Consider the following 16,034-nt stretch of genomic DNA (forward strand, 5'->3'; position numbering starts at 1 on the left):
GGCAGAAGAAGAGACAAAAGCTCTGCTGTCAAGCGGGTGAGGAAACCCCACCCGCCTGCGCGGTGGGGTAGTTCATACGCGACGCAGCCGCAGTCTTTGCACCCATTCTTCCCCAAAGCGCAGCCAGTCTGGCATTTTTTCTGGACTCACCTGTTGGTCACCCCGCCAAACGATAAGCTGCGGCCCGGATCCCTCGGCACAACAAGGAGCATGTTGCTCCAAAAAGCTAAGAAAACTAGGATCGAAGCGCAGGCGAACCTTGGCCTCATCTTCTCCGCGCAAGAGGTATTTGCGGGAAAACTGAGGGTGGCCCTCAAAGTTGATATCTTGCATGCCAAAGGCTTTGGCGATGTCGTGAAACAGGGGAACTTCCGGATGTAGCCGAAAATGAGGTAGCCGTAGATCTTCGCAATAGGCCCAGAAAACAGACTGGAGATGAATACTGCCCCCGCCTCGAGTATAAATCCCGGGTCTCCTCCTGCCGGTGTGCTTGTAGTCAAAGGAACCGATCTCAGTTCCATCGATTAGCTGCTTGGATATTGAATTGTAGAAACCTCGATCGTAGCCTCGTTCAAATAGTTCAAAACCTGCCTGAAGCAGGCGGGATCGGATCCCTTCGGGCAGCTCCGCCGAAAACGACATGCCCAGGCTCCTGGCCACCTGCTCCAAAGCTTCCCGACGCTTCTTCTCTAGATAGTCAGCTAGATAGACAACAAGCGCCAGAAGGCCGATAAGAAAAAACGAGAACAGAACAAAAACAAGCCATTCCATTGTAAACCCTCCCTCCAACCTCTAGACTTCGGCGCTCACACCCAGAATACCTGGGCAGGCGCAAAAAAAGGGATCCCTCTCAGTCAGGAGAAGGGATCCCGTTCCAAAACCTCATTCGAGAACGAATGTTTTGGATGAAAACCTCGATCAGGCGTCGAAATAGAGCGCGAACTCGTAGGGGTGAGGCCGCAGATTGATGGGGTTGATCTCGTTGTCGATCTTGTACTCGATGTAGGTCTGGATGAGATCTTCGGTAAAGACGCCTCCCTCCAACAAGAAAGCATGATCCTTCTGCAGGTTTTCCAGAGCATCCAGCAGGGATCCGGGCGTGGAGGGGATCTTGGCCAGCTCGTCCGGCTCCAGATCGTAGATGTCTTTGTCGAGGGGCTCGCCGGGGTGGATCTTGTTCTTGATCCCGTCCAAGCCGGCCATCAACATGGCCGAGAAGGCGATGTAGGGGTTGCAGGTGGCATCCGGACAACGGAACTCCAGCCGCTTGGCTTTGGGATTGTTGCCGGTCACCGGAATGCGAATGGAGGCCGAGCGGTTGCCCTGCGAGTAGGCCAAGTTGACTGGCGCCTCAAACCCGGGCACCAAGCGTTTGTAGGAGTTGGTGGTGGGGTTGGTGAAAGCCAAGATCGCCGGAGCATGCTTGAGCAGGCCGCCGATGTAGTAGAGAGCTGTCTCGCTCAGGTTGGCGTAGGTGCCTTCGCTGTAGAACAAGGGCTGACCATCCTTCCAGAGGGACTGGTGGGTGTGCATGCCGGTGCCGTTGTCGTTAAACAGGGGCTTGGGCATAAACGTCACCGTCTTGCCGTGCTTGCGGGCCACGTTCCGGATCACATATTTGTAGACCATCATGTAGTCGGCAGCGGTGACCAGATCGGCGAAGCGATAGCCCAACTCCCCTTGCCCGCCGGTCGCCACCTCGTGGTGATGCTTCTCGATGGGCACCCCCAATTTGCCCATGGTCAGCAGCATCTCTGTGCGGATATTTTGGTGCGCATCGGTGGGCGGAACGGGGAAATAGCCCTCCTTGTAGCGAGGCTTGTAGCCGAGGTTGCCACCTTTCTCCTCACGGCCTGAGTTCCAGCGACCTTCAATGGAATCCACAAAGTAGTAGGCCGAGTTTTGAGTTTGGTCGAAACGAATATCCTCAAAAATGAAAAATTCCGCCTCCGGCCCGAAGTAGGCGGTATCGGCAATGCCTGTCGATCGCAGATAGGCGACGGCACGGGCAGCAAGGCTGCGGGGACAGCGGCTGTAAGGCTGGCCAGTGCGCGGCTCAACGATGCTGCAAGTCATGCTGAGGGTGGGCACCTCGAGAAAGGGATCGATCCAGGCCGTCTTGGGATCCGGCACCATGTACATGTCCGACTCGTTGATTGCTTTCCAGCCCCGGATGCTGGATCCATCGAAGGGGAGACCCTCGGTGAAGGTTTCTTCCTTAATCATCGAGGTGTGGAAGGAGACATGCTGCCAGGTGCCGAAGATATCGACAAACTTGAGATCCACCATCTGGACATTGTTGTCCTGGATCATCTGAAGCACTTCTTGGGGCGTGGATGCCATCGCTCTCTCCTGATTGGGTTGCAGTTAAGACTGGGGAAATTGTGGCTGAAACAAATGGGATCCCAGCGGATGATCCCCGCGCCTCGACTTGGATGGGCCAAAAGCGCTCACCCATCCTAGAAAGGCCAACACCGGCATTTTGTAGCTTCTGATACAAAACTGGCCCGGCTCTGGCCTTCTGCCCAACTGATGAGACAACCTGGGCAAGACCTCTTGCCGCCAGCTCAGGATTAGGCCCGCCAGCAGTCCACACCTGCGTTCTAGATAGGCCAATGCCTCGGCTGCCCCAAGGGAGCGAAAATAGGACTGACGAGCCCCAGCCTCGCCCAGTTCGCCGAATCGTGTTAGGCTAAAGCGTAGTCATTATGAGTTTGATGTAATATCCCTGTTGCAGAAGGAGAGAGAGCGGATGACAGAGCAAAGTCGGATTGAGAATGTGGTGATTATCGGTTCTGGCCCTGCTGGGTTTACGGCGGCCATTTACGCCGGGCGCGCCAACCTGAAGCCAGTTGTGTTTGAGGGCTTCCAGGCGGGCGGGATCCCGGGTGGGCAACTGATGACCACCACCGAGGTGGAGAACTTTCCGGGCTTTCCCGAGGGCATCAGCGGCCCCCAACTGATGAAAAACATGCGGGCCCAGGCACAGCGGTGGGGGGCGGAGCTCTACCCCGAGGATGTCACCTTTGTGGATCTGAGCCAGCGGCCTTTTGTCGTCCGTTCTGACGAGCGGGAAGTGCGCACCCACAGCTTGATCATCGCCACCGGGGCCACGGCCAAGCGCCTGCACCTGCCCGGGGAGGAGACCTACTGGAACCGCGGCATGTCCGCCTGCGCCGTCTGCGATGGGGCCATGCCCATGTTCAAGGGGGTGGAGTTGGTGGTGATCGGCGGTGGCGATACCGCCTGTGAGGAGGCCACCTACCTGACCAAGTTTGGATCCCATATCCACATGCTGGTGCGCAGTGGCAAGATGCGGGCCAGCAAGGCCATGCAAGACCGGGTGCTCAACCACCCCAAGATTACGGTGCACTGGCACACCGAGGCGGTGGAAGTCCTGGGCGACGGCCAGCGCCTGACCGGGGTGAAGGTGCGCAACAACCAGACGGGCGAGATCCGGGAGATGGCGGTGGGCGGACTGTTCTACGCCATCGGCCACAAGCCCAACACTGACTTGTTCACGGGGCAACTGGAGCTGGATGAAGTGGGCTACATTGTCACCCGCCCAGGATCGGTAGCCACCAGTGTAGAGGGCGTGTTTGCCGCCGGGGATGTGCAGGATCACGAGTTTCGCCAGGCCATCACCGCTGCCGGCACCGGCTGTATGGCGGCCATGTTGGCGGAGCGCTGGCTCTCGGAACACGGCCTGGCTCAGGAGTATCACGTCTTGCCCCAGAGCCATCCTAAACCCAGCTCTGCTGCCGCCCCGCCTGAGGCAGAGTTGGCGGAGGAATCTGCGGTTGAGGAAGCCAGCTTTGCGGAGAACGGCCACGAGGATCTGGATTTCAGCAAGACCTGCCATGAAGGGAGCTATGCCCTGCGGCGGCTCTACCACGAAAGCAATCGCCTGCTGATGGTCAAGTACACCGCTCCCACCTGTGCCCCTTGTCATGCCCTCAGGCCAATCTTGAACAAGGTCATCGAAGAGTTTGCCGACAAGCTGCACGTGGTGGAGATCGACATCGAGAAGGATCCGGAGATTGCCGAGGCAGGCGGGGTAGCTTGCACGCCGACGGTGCAATTTTTCAAAAACAAGGAGCTGGTGGCGCAGGTGGTGGGCGTTAAGCCCAAGTCCCACTACCGAGAGGTGATCCAGGCCAATTTGTCTGAAGCAAAATCAGCTTGAGGTAGTCCCCCTCACCCCCAGCCCCTCTCCCCAAGGCACCCAAGCGCTCCGCGCCGCTCACGCGACCACCCCCAGCCCCTCTCCCCGAGGCACCCTCACCCCCAGCCCCTCTCCCCAAGGGAGAGGGGAGCTAGGTGTTGTGGTAGGCGGCCTGCAGGGCGGCCAAAGAGACCGACAACAGGGGATCCCCTTCTGCCGTCGTCAAGGCCAAGGGATCGGCAGGGGATCCCACCTGGCCCAGAAGTTGCCACTGATCAGGGAGCTGCGATTCTAGGTAGGCTTCCCAAGGAGAGCGCTGGGCTGGATTGACAGAAACGAGGATGCGGCTGGATCCCTCGCCAAACAGGGCCTGATCCCAGCGCAGGGATCCGGGAGCCAGAGAGACGCTGGCGCCGCGGCCCCCGCTGAGGCAGGCTTCCGCCAGAGCCACGGCCAGTCCTCCCTCGCTACAGTCGTGGGCGGAGCGCACCCACCCCTGCCGGATGCCGTGGCGGCAGGCGGCTTGCACGCGCTTTTCCAGCTCCAGATCCACGGGGGCAGGCCGACCCGTGACCTTGTGGTAGATTGCCGCCAAATACTCGCTGCCGCCCAGACTGGTAACAGCCTGGGATCCCAAGAGGTAGATGAGATCGCTTTCTTGCTGCCACCCCTGGCCACAGACCAACTTCAAGTCCGGAATGAGACCGACCATGCCGATAACGGGGGTCGGGTAGATGGCCTGGGATCCCTTCTCGTTGTAGAGGGAAACGTTCCCCCCTGTTACCGGTGTCCCTAGGGCACGGCAGGCCTCCCCAATCCCCCGACAGGCCAGGGCCAACTGCCAGTACACCACCGGGTTTTCCGGGTTGCCGAAGTTGAGGTTGTCGGTTACGGCCAAGGGCTCCGCCCCCACGCAGGAGAGGTTGCGGGCGGCTTCGGCCACCGCGGCTTTGGCCCCCTCGTAGGGATCCAAATACACCCAGCGGCCATTGCCATCTAGGGTGGCAGCAATGGCCTTGCGGGCAGCCTGCAGGGGTGGCACCTCGCCCACGCCAAACTTTTGCGAGCGGATGCGGATAACCGCTGCATCTCCCTGCCCCGGCCAAAGGACAGTGTTGTTTTGCACCTGGTGGTCATATTGGCGATAGATCCAGGCTTTGCTGGCCAGGGTGGGGCGGGCCAAAAGCCGCAGCAGCACCTCTTGCCACGTCAGGGTTGCCTGATCGAGGTGGATCCCTTCGCGAGTGCAGGGGGGTAGGGTGGCGGGATCCCACTGCCACGCTGCCTGGACGTACTCCGGTGGCTCTGGCAGCAGCGGGCGGACGTAGACGGGGGTCTCTTCGGCCAAGGCCCGCGCCGGCACTTGCACCACGCAGGTTCCGCGGTGCCAGATCTCCACCAGCGGCTCGGCAATGACTTCTCCGGCCACGCTGGCCTGCAGGCCCCAGCGGTGGAAGATCTCCATCACCTCCGCCTCGCGACCTTTTTGCACCACCAGCAGCATCCGCTCCTGGGACTCCGAAAGCAGGTACTCCCAGGCGGCCATGCCACTTTCCCGCGCCGGCACCCGGTCGAGATCAAAGCGGATCCCTACGCCGCCTTTGGCGGCCATCTCCGCCGTGGAGCAGGTGATCCCGGCCGCTCCCATGTCCTGGGCGGCCACCACGGCTCCTGTGGCAAAGGCCTCCAGGCAAGCCTCGATGAGACATTTGCCCAGAAAGGGATCCCCCACCTGCACCGCCGGCCGATCCTGCTGGGAGTCCTCCTTGAGCTCGGCGCTGGCAAAGCTGGCCCCGCGGATCCCGTCCCGCCCCGTGGGGGCGCCCACGTACAAGACCGGATTCCCCACCCCCCGAGCTGCCGATTTCACCACCGCCGGCGTCTCCAGCAGCCCCAGAGCCATGACGTTGACCAGGGGGTTGCCACTGTAGCAGGGATCCACGGCCACTTCCCCCCCCACCGTGGGCACCCCCACGCAGTTGCCGTAGTGGGCTATCCCCTCCACCACCCTGGCCATGAGGCGGCGGTTGCGGGGATCCGTCAGCGGCCCAAAGCGCAGGGAGTTGAGCAGGGCAATGGGGCGGGCGCCCAGGGTAAAGATATCGCGCAGGATGCCTCCCACGCCGGTGGCCGCTCCCTGGAAGGGCTCAACCGCTGAAGGATGGTTGTGGGATTCAATCTTAAAGGCCAGCCAGTCCCCATCCCCCAAATCTATGACGCCGGCATTTTCCCCCGGCCCCACCACCACCCGCTCGCCCGTAGTGGGAAAGTTTTTCAGCAGAGGGCGAGAGTTCTTGTAGCAGCAGTGCTCCGACCACATCACCCCAAACATGCCCAGCTCGGTGGGGTTGGGATCCCGGCCCAGTTGCTGCTGGATCTGGTGATATTCCTGGGGGGAGAGGCCGTGGAGCGTCAGCTCTTCAGGAGTAGGGGGCATAGGCACCAAGGTTAAGTCAACAAAGCCGGCCCCAAAAGACGGGCCTGGCGTTCTTCCAGTATGCGACGCAGGCGGGGCCACTGCTGCAGCTCCGGGTCTTGGGCAATGAGCTGCTCTGCTGCCTGGCGGGCCAACTGCAGCACCTCTTGGTCATCCATGAGGCTGGCCAGAGCAAAATCGGGCAGTCCCGACTGGCGGGTGCCCATCACCTCCCCAGGGCCGCGGAAGCGCAGATCCATCTCGGCAATGAAAAAGCCATCGTGGGACTGCTCCAGGACTTTTAGCCGGCGCAGGGCCTCTTCGCTTTGGGATCCCGTCATCAGGATGCAGTAGGCCTGGTCGGATCCCCGCCCCACCCGCCCCCGCAGTTGGTGGAGCTGGGAGAGGCCAAAGCGCTCAGCATGCTCCACCAGCATCACCGAGGCGTTGGGCACATCCACCCCCACTTCCACCACTGTGGTGGAGACGAGGATATCCAGCTCCCGCCGGCGGAAAGCTTCTATGACGGCGTCCTTCTCGCTGCTGGTCAGACGCCCGTGCAGCAGGCCCACCCGGAACTGGGGGAAGACCTTCTCCTGCAGGCGCTGGTGTTCCTCAATGGCGGACTTGAGATCCAGCTTCTCGGACTCTTCAATCAAAGGCAGCACTACGTAGGCCTGCCGCCCCTGGGCAATCTCCCGCTCCATCAGCCGCACCACCTGCAGGCGATCCCCCGGTCGAGCCACCACCGTGTGCACCGGCTTGCGCCCCGGGGGCAACTCGTCAATTTGGGTAACATCCAGATCCCCGTGCAGGGCCAGGGTAAGGGTGCGGGGGATGGGGGTGGCCGTCATGGTCAGGACATCGGGGTGATCCCCTTTCTGTTGCAGGGCAGCCCGCTGTTCGACGCCAAAGCGGTGCTGCTCGTCGATAACCACCAAGCCCAGGTTGCGAAACTGCACCGCCGGCTGGATGAGGGCATGGGTGCCAACCACTAGGGGCAGCTCCCCGGTCTGCAACTGCCGTAGGATCTCGCGCCGCTTGGCGGGGGGTGTGGAGCCGGTCAAAAGTTCCACAGGCACTTGCAGTTGGCTGAGCCACTCCACCAGCTTGCGGTAGTGCTGCTCGGCCAAGACCTCCGTGGGAGCCATGAGGGCCGTCTGCCAGCCCGACTGGATGGCCGCCAGCAAAGCCGCCACCGCCACCACAGTTTTGCCGGATCCCACATCCCCCTGCAGCAGGCGGTTCATGGGCAAGGGATCCCGCAGATCCGCCAGGATCTCGTCGATGGCCCGCTGCTGGGCAGCGGTCAGCTGGAAGGGCAGGATTTGGTAGAAGCGGTCCAAGAGCTCTCCTCTAGCTGGCTGGTAGCGGGGGACAGCCTGGGCCTGGGCGCGGTAGCGCTGCCGCCGCTGCAAGAGGCTAAGTTGCAGGTAGAAAAACTCGTCGAACACCAGCCGCCGCCGGGCCTGGGCCAGCAGCTCTTGTGTCTTGGGAAAGTGGATCTGCTGCAGGGCAAGGGGCAAGTCCAACAGCTGCAACTGCCGCTTCAGGGGCTCCGGCAAGGGATCCTCCACCAAGGCGGCTGCCGGCAGGGCGAGCTGGACGGCTTTGCGCACCAGATCGGCGGGGATCCCTTCTGAGAGGGGGTAAACGGGTAGGATCTTGCCCAACCTCTCCAGATCCTCGCCCTCTCCCCCCAGCACCTCCAGTTGCGGGTTCTCCAGTGTCAAGCCCAAGCGGCCCTTTTTCACCAGACCGCTGGCCGCCACCACTGCCCCCTTGGGGTATTGCCGCTCCAGGGCCGCCTGCCAACTGCGCTGGGCAAATTGCCGCCCGCTGTAGAAGCGGCTGAGGGTGACTACGCCGCTTTTGTCGGCAAGCTTGAGGTTGAAGATGGTCAGCAAGGGGTTTTTGGGGCTGGTAAAGCAACTGCAGCTTTTCACCGTCCCCACCAGGGTAACCGTCTCCCCCACCTTGGCCTGGCGGATGAGCACGCGGCGGGAATAGTCCAGGTGATCCCGTGGGAAGTAGTAGAGGGCATCGCGCACAGTGTGCAGGCCCAGTTGCGCCAGTTTCTCCGCCGACTTGGGGCCAATGCCCTTGAGAAATTGCAGCGGCTGCTCCAAGCTAAGGCCCTTGGGCAGGGGCAAAGCAGGGCTAGGGGGGGCAGAGTGGACTTGTTCTTGCTGGCGACGCAGCCGCTCCAGCCAGCGGCGGGTTTCCGCCACCAGGTGCTGCCGCTCCGGCAGCTCTAGCTGGGGGTAGAGGCGATAGCGGGATCCCAGTTCTTTCCACCGCCGCCGGTCATCCCCATCCAGGATCCAGCCAGCGGGGGGATCCTGGCCAAACACACTCTGCAAAAATTGGGAGAAGGTCTGCTCTCGCCCCCGCAGGTCGGTAAACCCCACTTCTGCTTCCAGAGAAAGGGCGCGCTGAACCCGCTGTAGATCCACCTGGCTCAAGTTGCTTCTGGGTTGGCTGCCGGTAGTATCCTTTATCCAACTTTAGCCAATGGCAAAGCGTCCCAGGCGCAGCCCCTGGGCCTCAACTCAAAAGGGCCTGCTCTATAGGACAGGCCCCCGGATCCAGAGCAACCTTATTCTTCCAGATGGAAACTAGCTGCGGGCCAGGGCGGATCCCAGCAGCACGGCCATCACTGCCGGCACCAGGGCAATGGCCAGGATGGTGAAAACTTGCGCGTCGGTCATAGCCAACTCCTAAAACAAACCCAGTGCTGTAAACCTGCCCCTCACTTTACCCCGGCTGGTGACCAGACCTGGGGCCCAAAAACATTCTTTACAAAGCGGCCTTTGGTTCTGCGCTTAGCCGCTGCGGGATCCCCTGGCCTGTGTTACGATGTTGCTTCGCAACGCTGTTGCGACCGCAGGGTAATTCTGGCCTTTTTTTCTTTGCAACGTTTGCTCTTGGCGTCACCATGGTAGCCGCCCCCCACAGCCTAACCACTCCCCGGGACAACCTGGCCATTTTGGCCGAAACGGATCCCATCGTCTACCGCCTCATCCAGCAAGAACTCAACCGCCAGCGGGATCACCTGGAGATGATTGCCAGCGAGAACTTCACCTCGCCGGCCGTCCTGGCGGCGCAGGGCTCGGTGCTTACCAACAAGTATGCAGAGGGGCTGCCCGGCAAGCGCTACTACGGCGGCTGCGAATTTATCGACGAGATCGAACAACTGGCCATCGACCGCGCCAAGCAACTGTTTGGGGCGGCCCACGCCAATGTCCAGCCCCACTCCGGTGCCCAGGCCAATTTCGCGGTTTTCTTGGCTCTGCTGCAGCCAGGAGACACGATCATGGGCATGGATCTGGCCCACGGCGGCCACCTCACCCACGGCTCGCCAGTTAATGTCTCCGGCAAGTGGTTCCGCGTGGTGCACTATGGCGTGGATCCGCAGACGGAGCGGATTGATTTTGACCAGGTGCGGGATCTGGCCCTGCAGCACCGGCCTAAGCTGATTATCTGCGGCTACTCCGCCTACCCGCGGACAATTGATTTTGCTGCCTTCCGCGCCATTGCCGATGAGGTGGGGGCCTATCTGATGGCAGACATTGCCCACATCGCTGGCCTGGTGGCCACTGGGCACCACCCCAACCCCGTGCCCCTCTGCGATGTGGTAACCACCACCACCCACAAGACCCTGCGGGGGCCGCGCGGGGGGCTGATTCTCACCCGCGACCCGGAATTGGGCAAAAAGCTGGACAAGGCGGTGTTCCCCGGCAGCCAAGGGGGGCCTTTGGAGCATGTCATTGCCGGCAAGGCAGTGGCCTTTGGAGAAGCCCTGCAGCCCAGCTTTGCCCAGTACTCAGCCCAGGTCATTGCCAATGCTCAGGCACTGGCAGCAACGCTGCAACGACGGGGCATCCGGTTGGTTTCGGGGGGCACCGACAACCACCTGATGTTGCTGGATCTGCGCTCGGTCTCGGCAGTGCTGGAGAAAAACGGAGCGGCGGATCCGGTGATGACGGGCAAGCGGGCGGATCGCCTGATGGAAGAGATCCACATTACTGCCAACAAAAACACCATCCCCTTTGACCCGCAGCCGCCCTTTGTGGCCAGCGGCCTGCGCCTGGGATCCCCGGCCTTGACCACCCGCGGCCTGGGCGCAGCAGAATTTGAGGAAATTGGGGAAATTATTGCCGATTGCCTGTTTCAACCGGGGGATCTGGCTGTGCTCGAAAACTGTCGCCGGCGAGTGGCCCAGCTCTGCCGCCGTTTTCCGCTCTACCCCCAGTTGGGATAACCGCAGTCCTCTCCGCGGCTTGCCATGCCCTACTTGGTTGCCTTTCTCGCTGCTGCCTGTGTGGTTCTGTGGGCAACCCCAATGGTGAAGGCGGTCGGGATCCGCAGCGGCCAGTTGGATTTTCCCGATGAGCGTAAGATCCACCGGCAGCCGATGGTGCGCCTAGGGGGGGTCTCTATCTTTTTTGGCAACCTGGTGGCACTACTCTTGCTCTGGGGAGCCGGAGCCTTCGCCGGCTTGCGCACCGAGCAGGAGTACGAGATCTGGGGGGTGACGATCGGCGGCGTTTTGTTTTTTTTGATTGGCCTGGCCGACGATCTGTTTCAGTTGTCGCCCTTTTCCCGCCTGGCGATGCAGTTTGGGGTGGCTGCCGCCGCCTGGGGAGTGGGGGTGCGCATCGAGTTCATTAATCTACCGGGGATCGGCATCTGGCCCTTCCCGGTGTGGCTGAGCCTGCTGATTACCCTGCTGTGGCTGGTGGGGATGGCCAACGCCATCAACTTCATGGACGGCCTGGATGGCTTGGCGGCAGGGGTGTCAGGGATCGCGGCAGTCGTGATGCTGATGGTAACGCTGCTGCTGGATCGGCCGGCGGCGGCCATGCTGGCGGCAGCCTTGGCAGGGGCCTGCCTGGGCTTTTTGCGCTACAACTTCAACCCGGCTCAGATCTTCATGGGAGATGGGGGAGCCTACTTTTTGGGCTTTACCCTGGCCGGGATCGGGGTCATTGGGGTGGCCAAGGGGGTGACCACGCTGGCGGTGGCCCTGCCGTTTTTTATCCTCGCCGTGCCAATCCTGGATATGTCTGCCGTCATCCTCAAGCGGCTGGCCAGGGGCAAGTCCCCCTTTCATCCCGACAAGGGCCACTTGCACCATCGCCTGCTCAAAGCCGGCCTGTCGCAGCGGCATTCAGTGCTCTTGATCTACGCCATGACCCTCTGGGGGGGATCCCTGGCCTTGGCCTTGGCCGGCCTGCCGGCAGGGGGCACCTACCTGGGCGGCGCCTCGCTGCTGTTGGCGGGAGTAAGCTGGGGGGCCTGGCAACGCCAGCGTCAGCGGCAACGGTCTTTGGCTGCTGAAGATACCGAGGTTCAAGCAACAGATTCAGTTAATTCAAAAAAGGATTAAGCCTGGGTTGTTCCCAGCCGCCCGCCTGCCTAGACTGGAAGAGATCTCCTCTGCCGCCTTGATGATGCGTCCTACACCGGAGCTGGCGGCCCTTTTGCGCCGCACTGCTGATCGCCTACAGGCCCAGCACTGGGGCTTTTGGGATCGCGAGTACTGCTGGCGGGATAGTACTCGCTGCAATTGCGGCCTGCTGGTGCGGGAAGCCCTGGGCTGGAATCAGCAGCAGCTTAGCCTGCGCATCCACCGCGGCACCTGGCGCTCCATTGCCCAAACGGCCTACCGCACTGCTGCCCTTGTCCTGAGGGATCCCTGGGAAGCCCAGTGTGAGACCACGGGCCTGCGGCTGGGATATGTGTTTGAGAAGATGGCAGAGCTGGGGTTTGACCGGCCGGAAGACTTTGCCGCCCTGGAAGAGCTGAGCGATCCGGTTATCCTGGCCCGCCTGGCTGCAAAAGGGGTGGAGCCGCTGCGGCGCGACCAGGCAATTCATGTGGCCCTCTACATGCGGGAGCTAGCCGACTGGATTGAGGAACAACTGCAGGCGCAAGCTCAGCTCAGCCACCTGACCCAACCTCTGCCCAAAGCCAAAGCACCAGAGGTGGGCGTCCGCCAGCCGCTACACCTGCGGTGAGGTTGCCTACAAAGCGCTCTGGTGCCCTCACCCCCAGCCCCTCTCCCAAAGGGAGAGGGGAGATGGGAAGCATAGCAAGGCCGTCGCCCTGCTATCTGCAGCCCAAGATGAGGGGTGTAGAACCGCGCATCCAGGCCCAACTTCCTGCCCACAGGGATCCAGAAGAATTTCCTCGTTCTGTTTGGGAGTTCAGTTGGATTCGTCCACCATCACCACATGGGTGGGGATCTCAGGGGGCAGGAGCTTGCGGCCCGACAAGAAAGCCAGCTCGATCAAGAAGGCAAACCCCCCCACCTCAGCCCCGCTCTGGGCCACCAATTGGGCGGTGGCGGCGGCGGTGCCCCCGCTGGCGATGACATCATCTACGATCACCACTCGGTTGCCGGGGCGCAGGGCGTGGGCATGAAGTTGCAGCTGGTCTTGGCCGTATTCCAGGCTGTAGATTTGGCTGAGCACCGGCGGCGGCAACTTGCCCGGCTTGCGAACCGGGACAAATCCCAAACCCAGATGCTGAGCCAAGGCAGCTCCTAAAATAAAGCCGCGCGACTCGATGCCCACCACATAGTCCAGGGATCCCATGGCAGCGGTGCCGGCGGCCAATTGTTCAATAGCAGCCCGGAAGCCTGCTGGATCCTGCAGCAGGGGTGTCATATCCCGAAAGAGGATCCCGGGTTTGGGAAAATCGGGCACCAAGCGGATGAAGGCGCGCAAATCCATCCTGTTTTCCTCGTTGGCCAGTGGCTTGGCGAAAGAACGCAACCCATCATACCCACTTCAGCTTAAGGGCAGATGGGATCCCTTTTTGTCCGTTCGGCAGCGGGGAAGATTTTTTATAATTGGCAGGGCTAGGAGCCGCGGCTTACCTGGTCTTTCTGTTCCTGACCTCGGAGACTTCTCATGCGCTATTACATGGCCATCGACTCCAATCCCCTGGCAAGTTTGCCGCTGGCTCTGTTTGGGGTGGGCAGTGAGTCGGCTTACGTCGATCTGCTGCAGGACAAGTTAATTGTCCGGGCGGGCAACCTGTTCAACGAAACCTTCTCCCTGAGTGAGTTGGGACAAGGGGAGCGCTTCTCTTGGCCCTGGTTCTACGGCCTGGGCGTGCGTACCGATTTCCAGGGGCTGGTGGGCGCGGTAACCAGCACCCAGGGGGTGGTTGCCATCCCGCTGCTGCAGGAAAAGACCCTCTTCATCCCTCTGCTGGGGCCGCTGGGTCTGCAAGTACCCTGCAAAAAGCTGGTCTTCAGCCTCAAGGATCCAGACACGTTCCTGGCCAACTTCAATCAGGGTCGCCCCGAGGTGAACGCCGGCCCGAAAAATCTGGTGATTGAGTGAGTAAGGGATCCCCCAGACGGCGACGGGTCAAGGGCCTACAGGAGTTGGGGTAGCGCGCCCAGAGGCGACACGGCTTATGCGACGCAAGCCCGGCAAGCCAGGGTCCACCACCACCACACTGCCATCCGGTAAGACCACCAAGCCGGCAGGCTGCTGGAAGCGGGCCGCCGAGGTGGGGCCGTCCTGCCAACCAGGCTCATTCTGTCCGGCCAGGGTGGAAACTTGTCCCCCAGGCTGAAGCCGCCGAATGCGCTGGTTATCTCGGTCGGCCAGCCAGAGGACGCCTGAACTATCGAAGGCCAGCCCGGCGAGAGAGCGAAAACGGGATTCCGCCAGGGGGCCATCGCGGTAGCCCGCCTCTGGATCCGATTGGGTGGTCAGTTGTCCGGCAACAGACAACAGGCGCAGGCGATGCTGATCGGCAATCCAGAGATTCCCTTCCCTGTCCACCGCCAGGGCCGTGGGCTGCAGGAGCTGGGCCCGCTCTGCCGGGCCATCGGCGGATCCCGGCTGGCCGGTGCCGGCAACCGTGGCCACCTCACCTGCAGGGGTGATGCGGCGGATGCGGCGGTCGGCACGGTCGGCCACGTAAACGCTACCATCTGAACCCAAGGCCAGGCCAAAGGGCTCGCGAAACTGCGCCTGGTCACGCTCCCCATCGCGGTAGCCGGCTACACAAGTGCCGGCAAAGGTGGTTACCTGCCGCTGAGGGCTGATGTGGCGTAGGCAGTGGTTGCCGCTGTCGGCCACCCACAATCCCCCTTTGGGATCCCAGAGCAGCCCCTGTGGGGAGTCGAACTCAGCTTGGTCCGCTGCTCCGTCGCGGCGGCCTGCTTGGCCTGTGCCGGCCCAAACTTCCAATTCCCCCTCTGGAGAAAGCCGGAAAATCCGGTGCTGAGCTGGGTCGGCTAAGTAGAGGGAGCCCTCTGGATCCACGGCAATGCCCCCGATCTGCTGTAGGTAGATTCTGGACTCGCTGCCGGTGTTGCCTGACGGATCTGCTGCAGGCGCCGTGCGGCCATCCAACAAGGTTTCCACCACCCAAGCCGACGCTGCCGGAGCAGTGGGAGTGGGGGCGGGAGTCGCCACAGGCCAATCATAGACCAGTGTACCCAGCCCCTGCCCTGCAGCATCGGCAACAGCGACCCAAACGGAGCCGGAAAGAGAAGAAGGCGGCATCACCGCCAGACGGTCACCGCTGCGGGAGCGGATCTCCCCCCTCAGGAGGCGCTCGGGATTGGCGGCTGAAGCAAACAAAACCGTTTCTGCCCGCTCCAGATTTTCTCCCGACAACAGCAGCGGCTGGCCAGGCGCCGGCACCCCCGAGCCCGTGTGCAGCAGCGGCACCCCCACCTCGGAGAGCACCAACATGGCCAGGCGGCGATTGGCCCCGCCAGAGCCCCCAGAGCGGGCAGAAAGGGTCAGGGATCCCTTTCCTTGCGCCAAGGTGGTGGATCCCCGGTAGGCGACGGCGCTGAGCTCCGCTTCGCCGGCGGGCGGGTTGGTAAAGGTGAAGGTGGCCGGTTGCCCTGGGCGCAGGGGCGCGGTGGCGGTCTGGCGATAGCTGCCCAGGGTAATGCTCAAGTCGATCCCTTCCACTCCTGGCCAGGTGGGGGTGCGGGCCAGCCAGCGATCCACCTCTGAAGCCGGGAGCTGGGCCACCAGATCGGATCCCTGTTCCTGGAGCAGCAAAACGATGCGATTGTTGGGCACCGCCAGACCCGCTTGGCGGGCCTGTTCGAGCGTGAGGGCAAAGGCGGAGGGGGTGAGGGGAGTTGGAGTGGAAACCGGCTGCAGGGCAGAAGGGGGAACGACGCTGGGAGACAAATTAGAGGAAGAAAGCTCGCCGCAGGCCGAGAGGGCCAGCACCAGGGCACTCAGCGCCGGCAGAGATAGCGGTGCAGGGGAAACCCGTCGTGGCATGATGCAGCTTATCCTCTCCCCCAAACTGGGAAATGGCGGGAACCCAAACCTCCATATCTGTCTTCCTCAGCGTACGAGCTGGCGAAAACTGCCCAGCACCTTCCCTGCTGCAGGAGCCAGCCCGGCCAATGCCTCAGGCCCTGAACTGCATTTCTATTCATAACCAACTGCC

The 16,034-nt window shown here is 62.1% G+C and carries 12 protein-coding genes; 5 read left to right on the forward strand and 7 right to left on the reverse strand.

Annotated features, from left to right (window positions below):
- Positions 1 to 72: 72 nt before the first annotated feature.
- Positions 73 to 771, reverse strand: coding sequence for a hypothetical protein (locus NW851_RS10760; protein ID WP_414338430.1), 699 nt, complete (start codon positions 769 to 771; stop codon positions 73 to 75).
- A gap of 147 nt (positions 772 to 918) precedes the next feature.
- A complete protein-coding gene (gene glnA / locus NW851_RS10765; RefSeq protein ID WP_414332953.1) occupies positions 919 to 2,343 on the reverse strand; it encodes a type I glutamate--ammonia ligase in 1,425 nt (474 codons plus the stop codon).
- Between the two features lie 409 nt (positions 2,344 to 2,752).
- Between glnA and trxB the strand changes: the two genes are divergently transcribed.
- The gene (gene trxB, locus NW851_RS10770; protein ID WP_414338434.1) at positions 2,753 to 4,186 is read left to right on the forward strand and encodes a thioredoxin-disulfide reductase; all 1,434 of its coding nucleotides are present in this window, start codon (positions 2,753 to 2,755) and stop codon (positions 4,184 to 4,186) included.
- A 130-nt stretch (positions 4,187 to 4,316) separates the two neighbouring features.
- Here trxB and purL read toward each other — a convergent pair whose 3' ends face one another.
- From purL to psaM, 3 genes are all read right to left on the reverse strand, one after another.
- On the reverse strand, positions 4,317 to 6,602 hold the full coding sequence (gene purL, locus NW851_RS10775) for a phosphoribosylformylglycinamidine synthase subunit PurL (protein ID WP_414338437.1): 2,286 nt from the start codon (positions 6,600 to 6,602) through the stop codon (positions 4,317 to 4,319).
- 11 nt (positions 6,603 to 6,613) lie between these two features.
- A complete protein-coding gene (gene recG, locus NW851_RS10780) occupies positions 6,614 to 9,037 on the reverse strand; it encodes an ATP-dependent DNA helicase RecG (RefSeq protein ID WP_414338504.1) in 2,424 nt (807 codons plus the stop codon).
- Between the two features lie 162 nt (positions 9,038 to 9,199).
- Complete coding sequence (gene psaM, locus NW851_RS10785) at positions 9,200 to 9,292, reverse strand: photosystem I reaction center subunit XII (protein WP_414332959.1); 93 nt, start codon at positions 9,290 to 9,292, stop codon at positions 9,200 to 9,202.
- A gap of 227 nt (positions 9,293 to 9,519) precedes the next feature.
- On the opposite strand from psaM, the gene glyA reads away from it, so the two are divergent.
- The 3 genes from glyA to NW851_RS10800 all read left to right on the forward strand — a co-directional run bounded on the left by glyA (position 9,520) and on the right by NW851_RS10800 (position 12,604).
- Positions 9,520 to 10,845 carry a serine hydroxymethyltransferase gene (gene glyA, locus NW851_RS10790; protein WP_414332961.1) on the forward strand — a complete coding sequence of 442 codons (1,326 nt, stop codon included), beginning with the start codon at positions 9,520 to 9,522 and terminating at the stop codon, positions 10,843 to 10,845.
- A gap of 24 nt (positions 10,846 to 10,869) precedes the next feature.
- Positions 10,870 to 11,973, forward strand: a complete 1,104-nt coding sequence (locus NW851_RS10795) for a glycosyltransferase family 4 protein (protein WP_414338441.1) — start codon at positions 10,870 to 10,872, stop codon at positions 11,971 to 11,973.
- Positions 11,974 to 12,034: 61 nt separating this feature from the next.
- The gene (locus tag NW851_RS10800; RefSeq protein WP_414338444.1) at positions 12,035 to 12,604 is read left to right on the forward strand and encodes a hypothetical protein; all 570 of its coding nucleotides are present in this window, start codon (positions 12,035 to 12,037) and stop codon (positions 12,602 to 12,604) included.
- Positions 12,605 to 12,793: 189 nt separating this feature from the next.
- Here the strand turns inward: NW851_RS10800 and NW851_RS10805 are convergent, their stop codons facing one another.
- A complete protein-coding gene (locus NW851_RS10805; RefSeq protein ID WP_414338447.1) occupies positions 12,794 to 13,321 on the reverse strand; it encodes an adenine phosphoribosyltransferase in 528 nt (175 codons plus the stop codon).
- Between the two features lie 180 nt (positions 13,322 to 13,501).
- Between NW851_RS10805 and NW851_RS10810 the strand changes: the two genes are divergently transcribed.
- Entirely contained in the window at positions 13,502 to 13,939 is a 438-nt protein-coding gene (locus NW851_RS10810) for a hypothetical protein (RefSeq protein ID WP_414332969.1), read from the forward strand.
- 27 nt (positions 13,940 to 13,966) lie between these two features.
- Here the strand turns inward: NW851_RS10810 and NW851_RS10815 are convergent, their stop codons facing one another.
- On the reverse strand, positions 13,967 to 15,862 hold the full coding sequence (locus tag NW851_RS10815) for a hypothetical protein (RefSeq protein ID WP_414338450.1): 1,896 nt from the start codon (positions 15,860 to 15,862) through the stop codon (positions 13,967 to 13,969).
- Between the last annotated feature and the right edge of the window lie 172 nt (positions 15,863 to 16,034).

Source organism: Synechococcus sp. H55.7, from assembly GCF_047462395.1.
Taxonomy (GTDB): Bacteria; Cyanobacteriota; Cyanobacteriia; order Thermostichales; family Thermostichaceae; genus Thermostichus.

Coding starts and splice junctions, on each gene's coding strand:
- psaM (WP_414332959.1), bottom strand. CDS start 9,292: ATGACCGACGCGCAAGTTTTCACCATCCTGGCCATTGCCCTGGTGCCG.
- NW851_RS10810 (WP_414332969.1), top strand. CDS start 13,502: ATGCGCTATTACATGGCCATCGACTCCAATCCCCTGGCAAGTTTGCCG.
- trxB (WP_414338434.1), top strand. CDS start 2,753: ATGACAGAGCAAAGTCGGATTGAGAATGTGGTGATTATCGGTTCTGGC.
- glnA (WP_414332953.1), bottom strand. CDS start 2,343: ATGGCATCCACGCCCCAAGAAGTGCTTCAGATGATCCAGGACAACAAT.
- NW851_RS10795 (WP_414338441.1), top strand. CDS start 10,870: ATGCCCTACTTGGTTGCCTTTCTCGCTGCTGCCTGTGTGGTTCTGTGG.
- NW851_RS10815 (WP_414338450.1), bottom strand. CDS start 15,862: ATGCCACGACGGGTTTCCCCTGCACCGCTATCTCTGCCGGCGCTGAGT.
- NW851_RS10800 (WP_414338444.1), top strand. CDS start 12,035: ATGATGCGTCCTACACCGGAGCTGGCGGCCCTTTTGCGCCGCACTGCT.
- NW851_RS10760 (WP_414338430.1), bottom strand. CDS start 771: ATGGAATGGCTTGTTTTTGTTCTGTTCTCGTTTTTTCTTATCGGCCTT.
- purL (WP_414338437.1), bottom strand. CDS start 6,602: ATGCCCCCTACTCCTGAAGAGCTGACGCTCCACGGCCTCTCCCCCCAG.
- NW851_RS10805 (WP_414338447.1), bottom strand. CDS start 13,321: ATGGATTTGCGCGCCTTCATCCGCTTGGTGCCCGATTTTCCCAAACCC.
- glyA (WP_414332961.1), top strand. CDS start 9,520: ATGGTAGCCGCCCCCCACAGCCTAACCACTCCCCGGGACAACCTGGCC.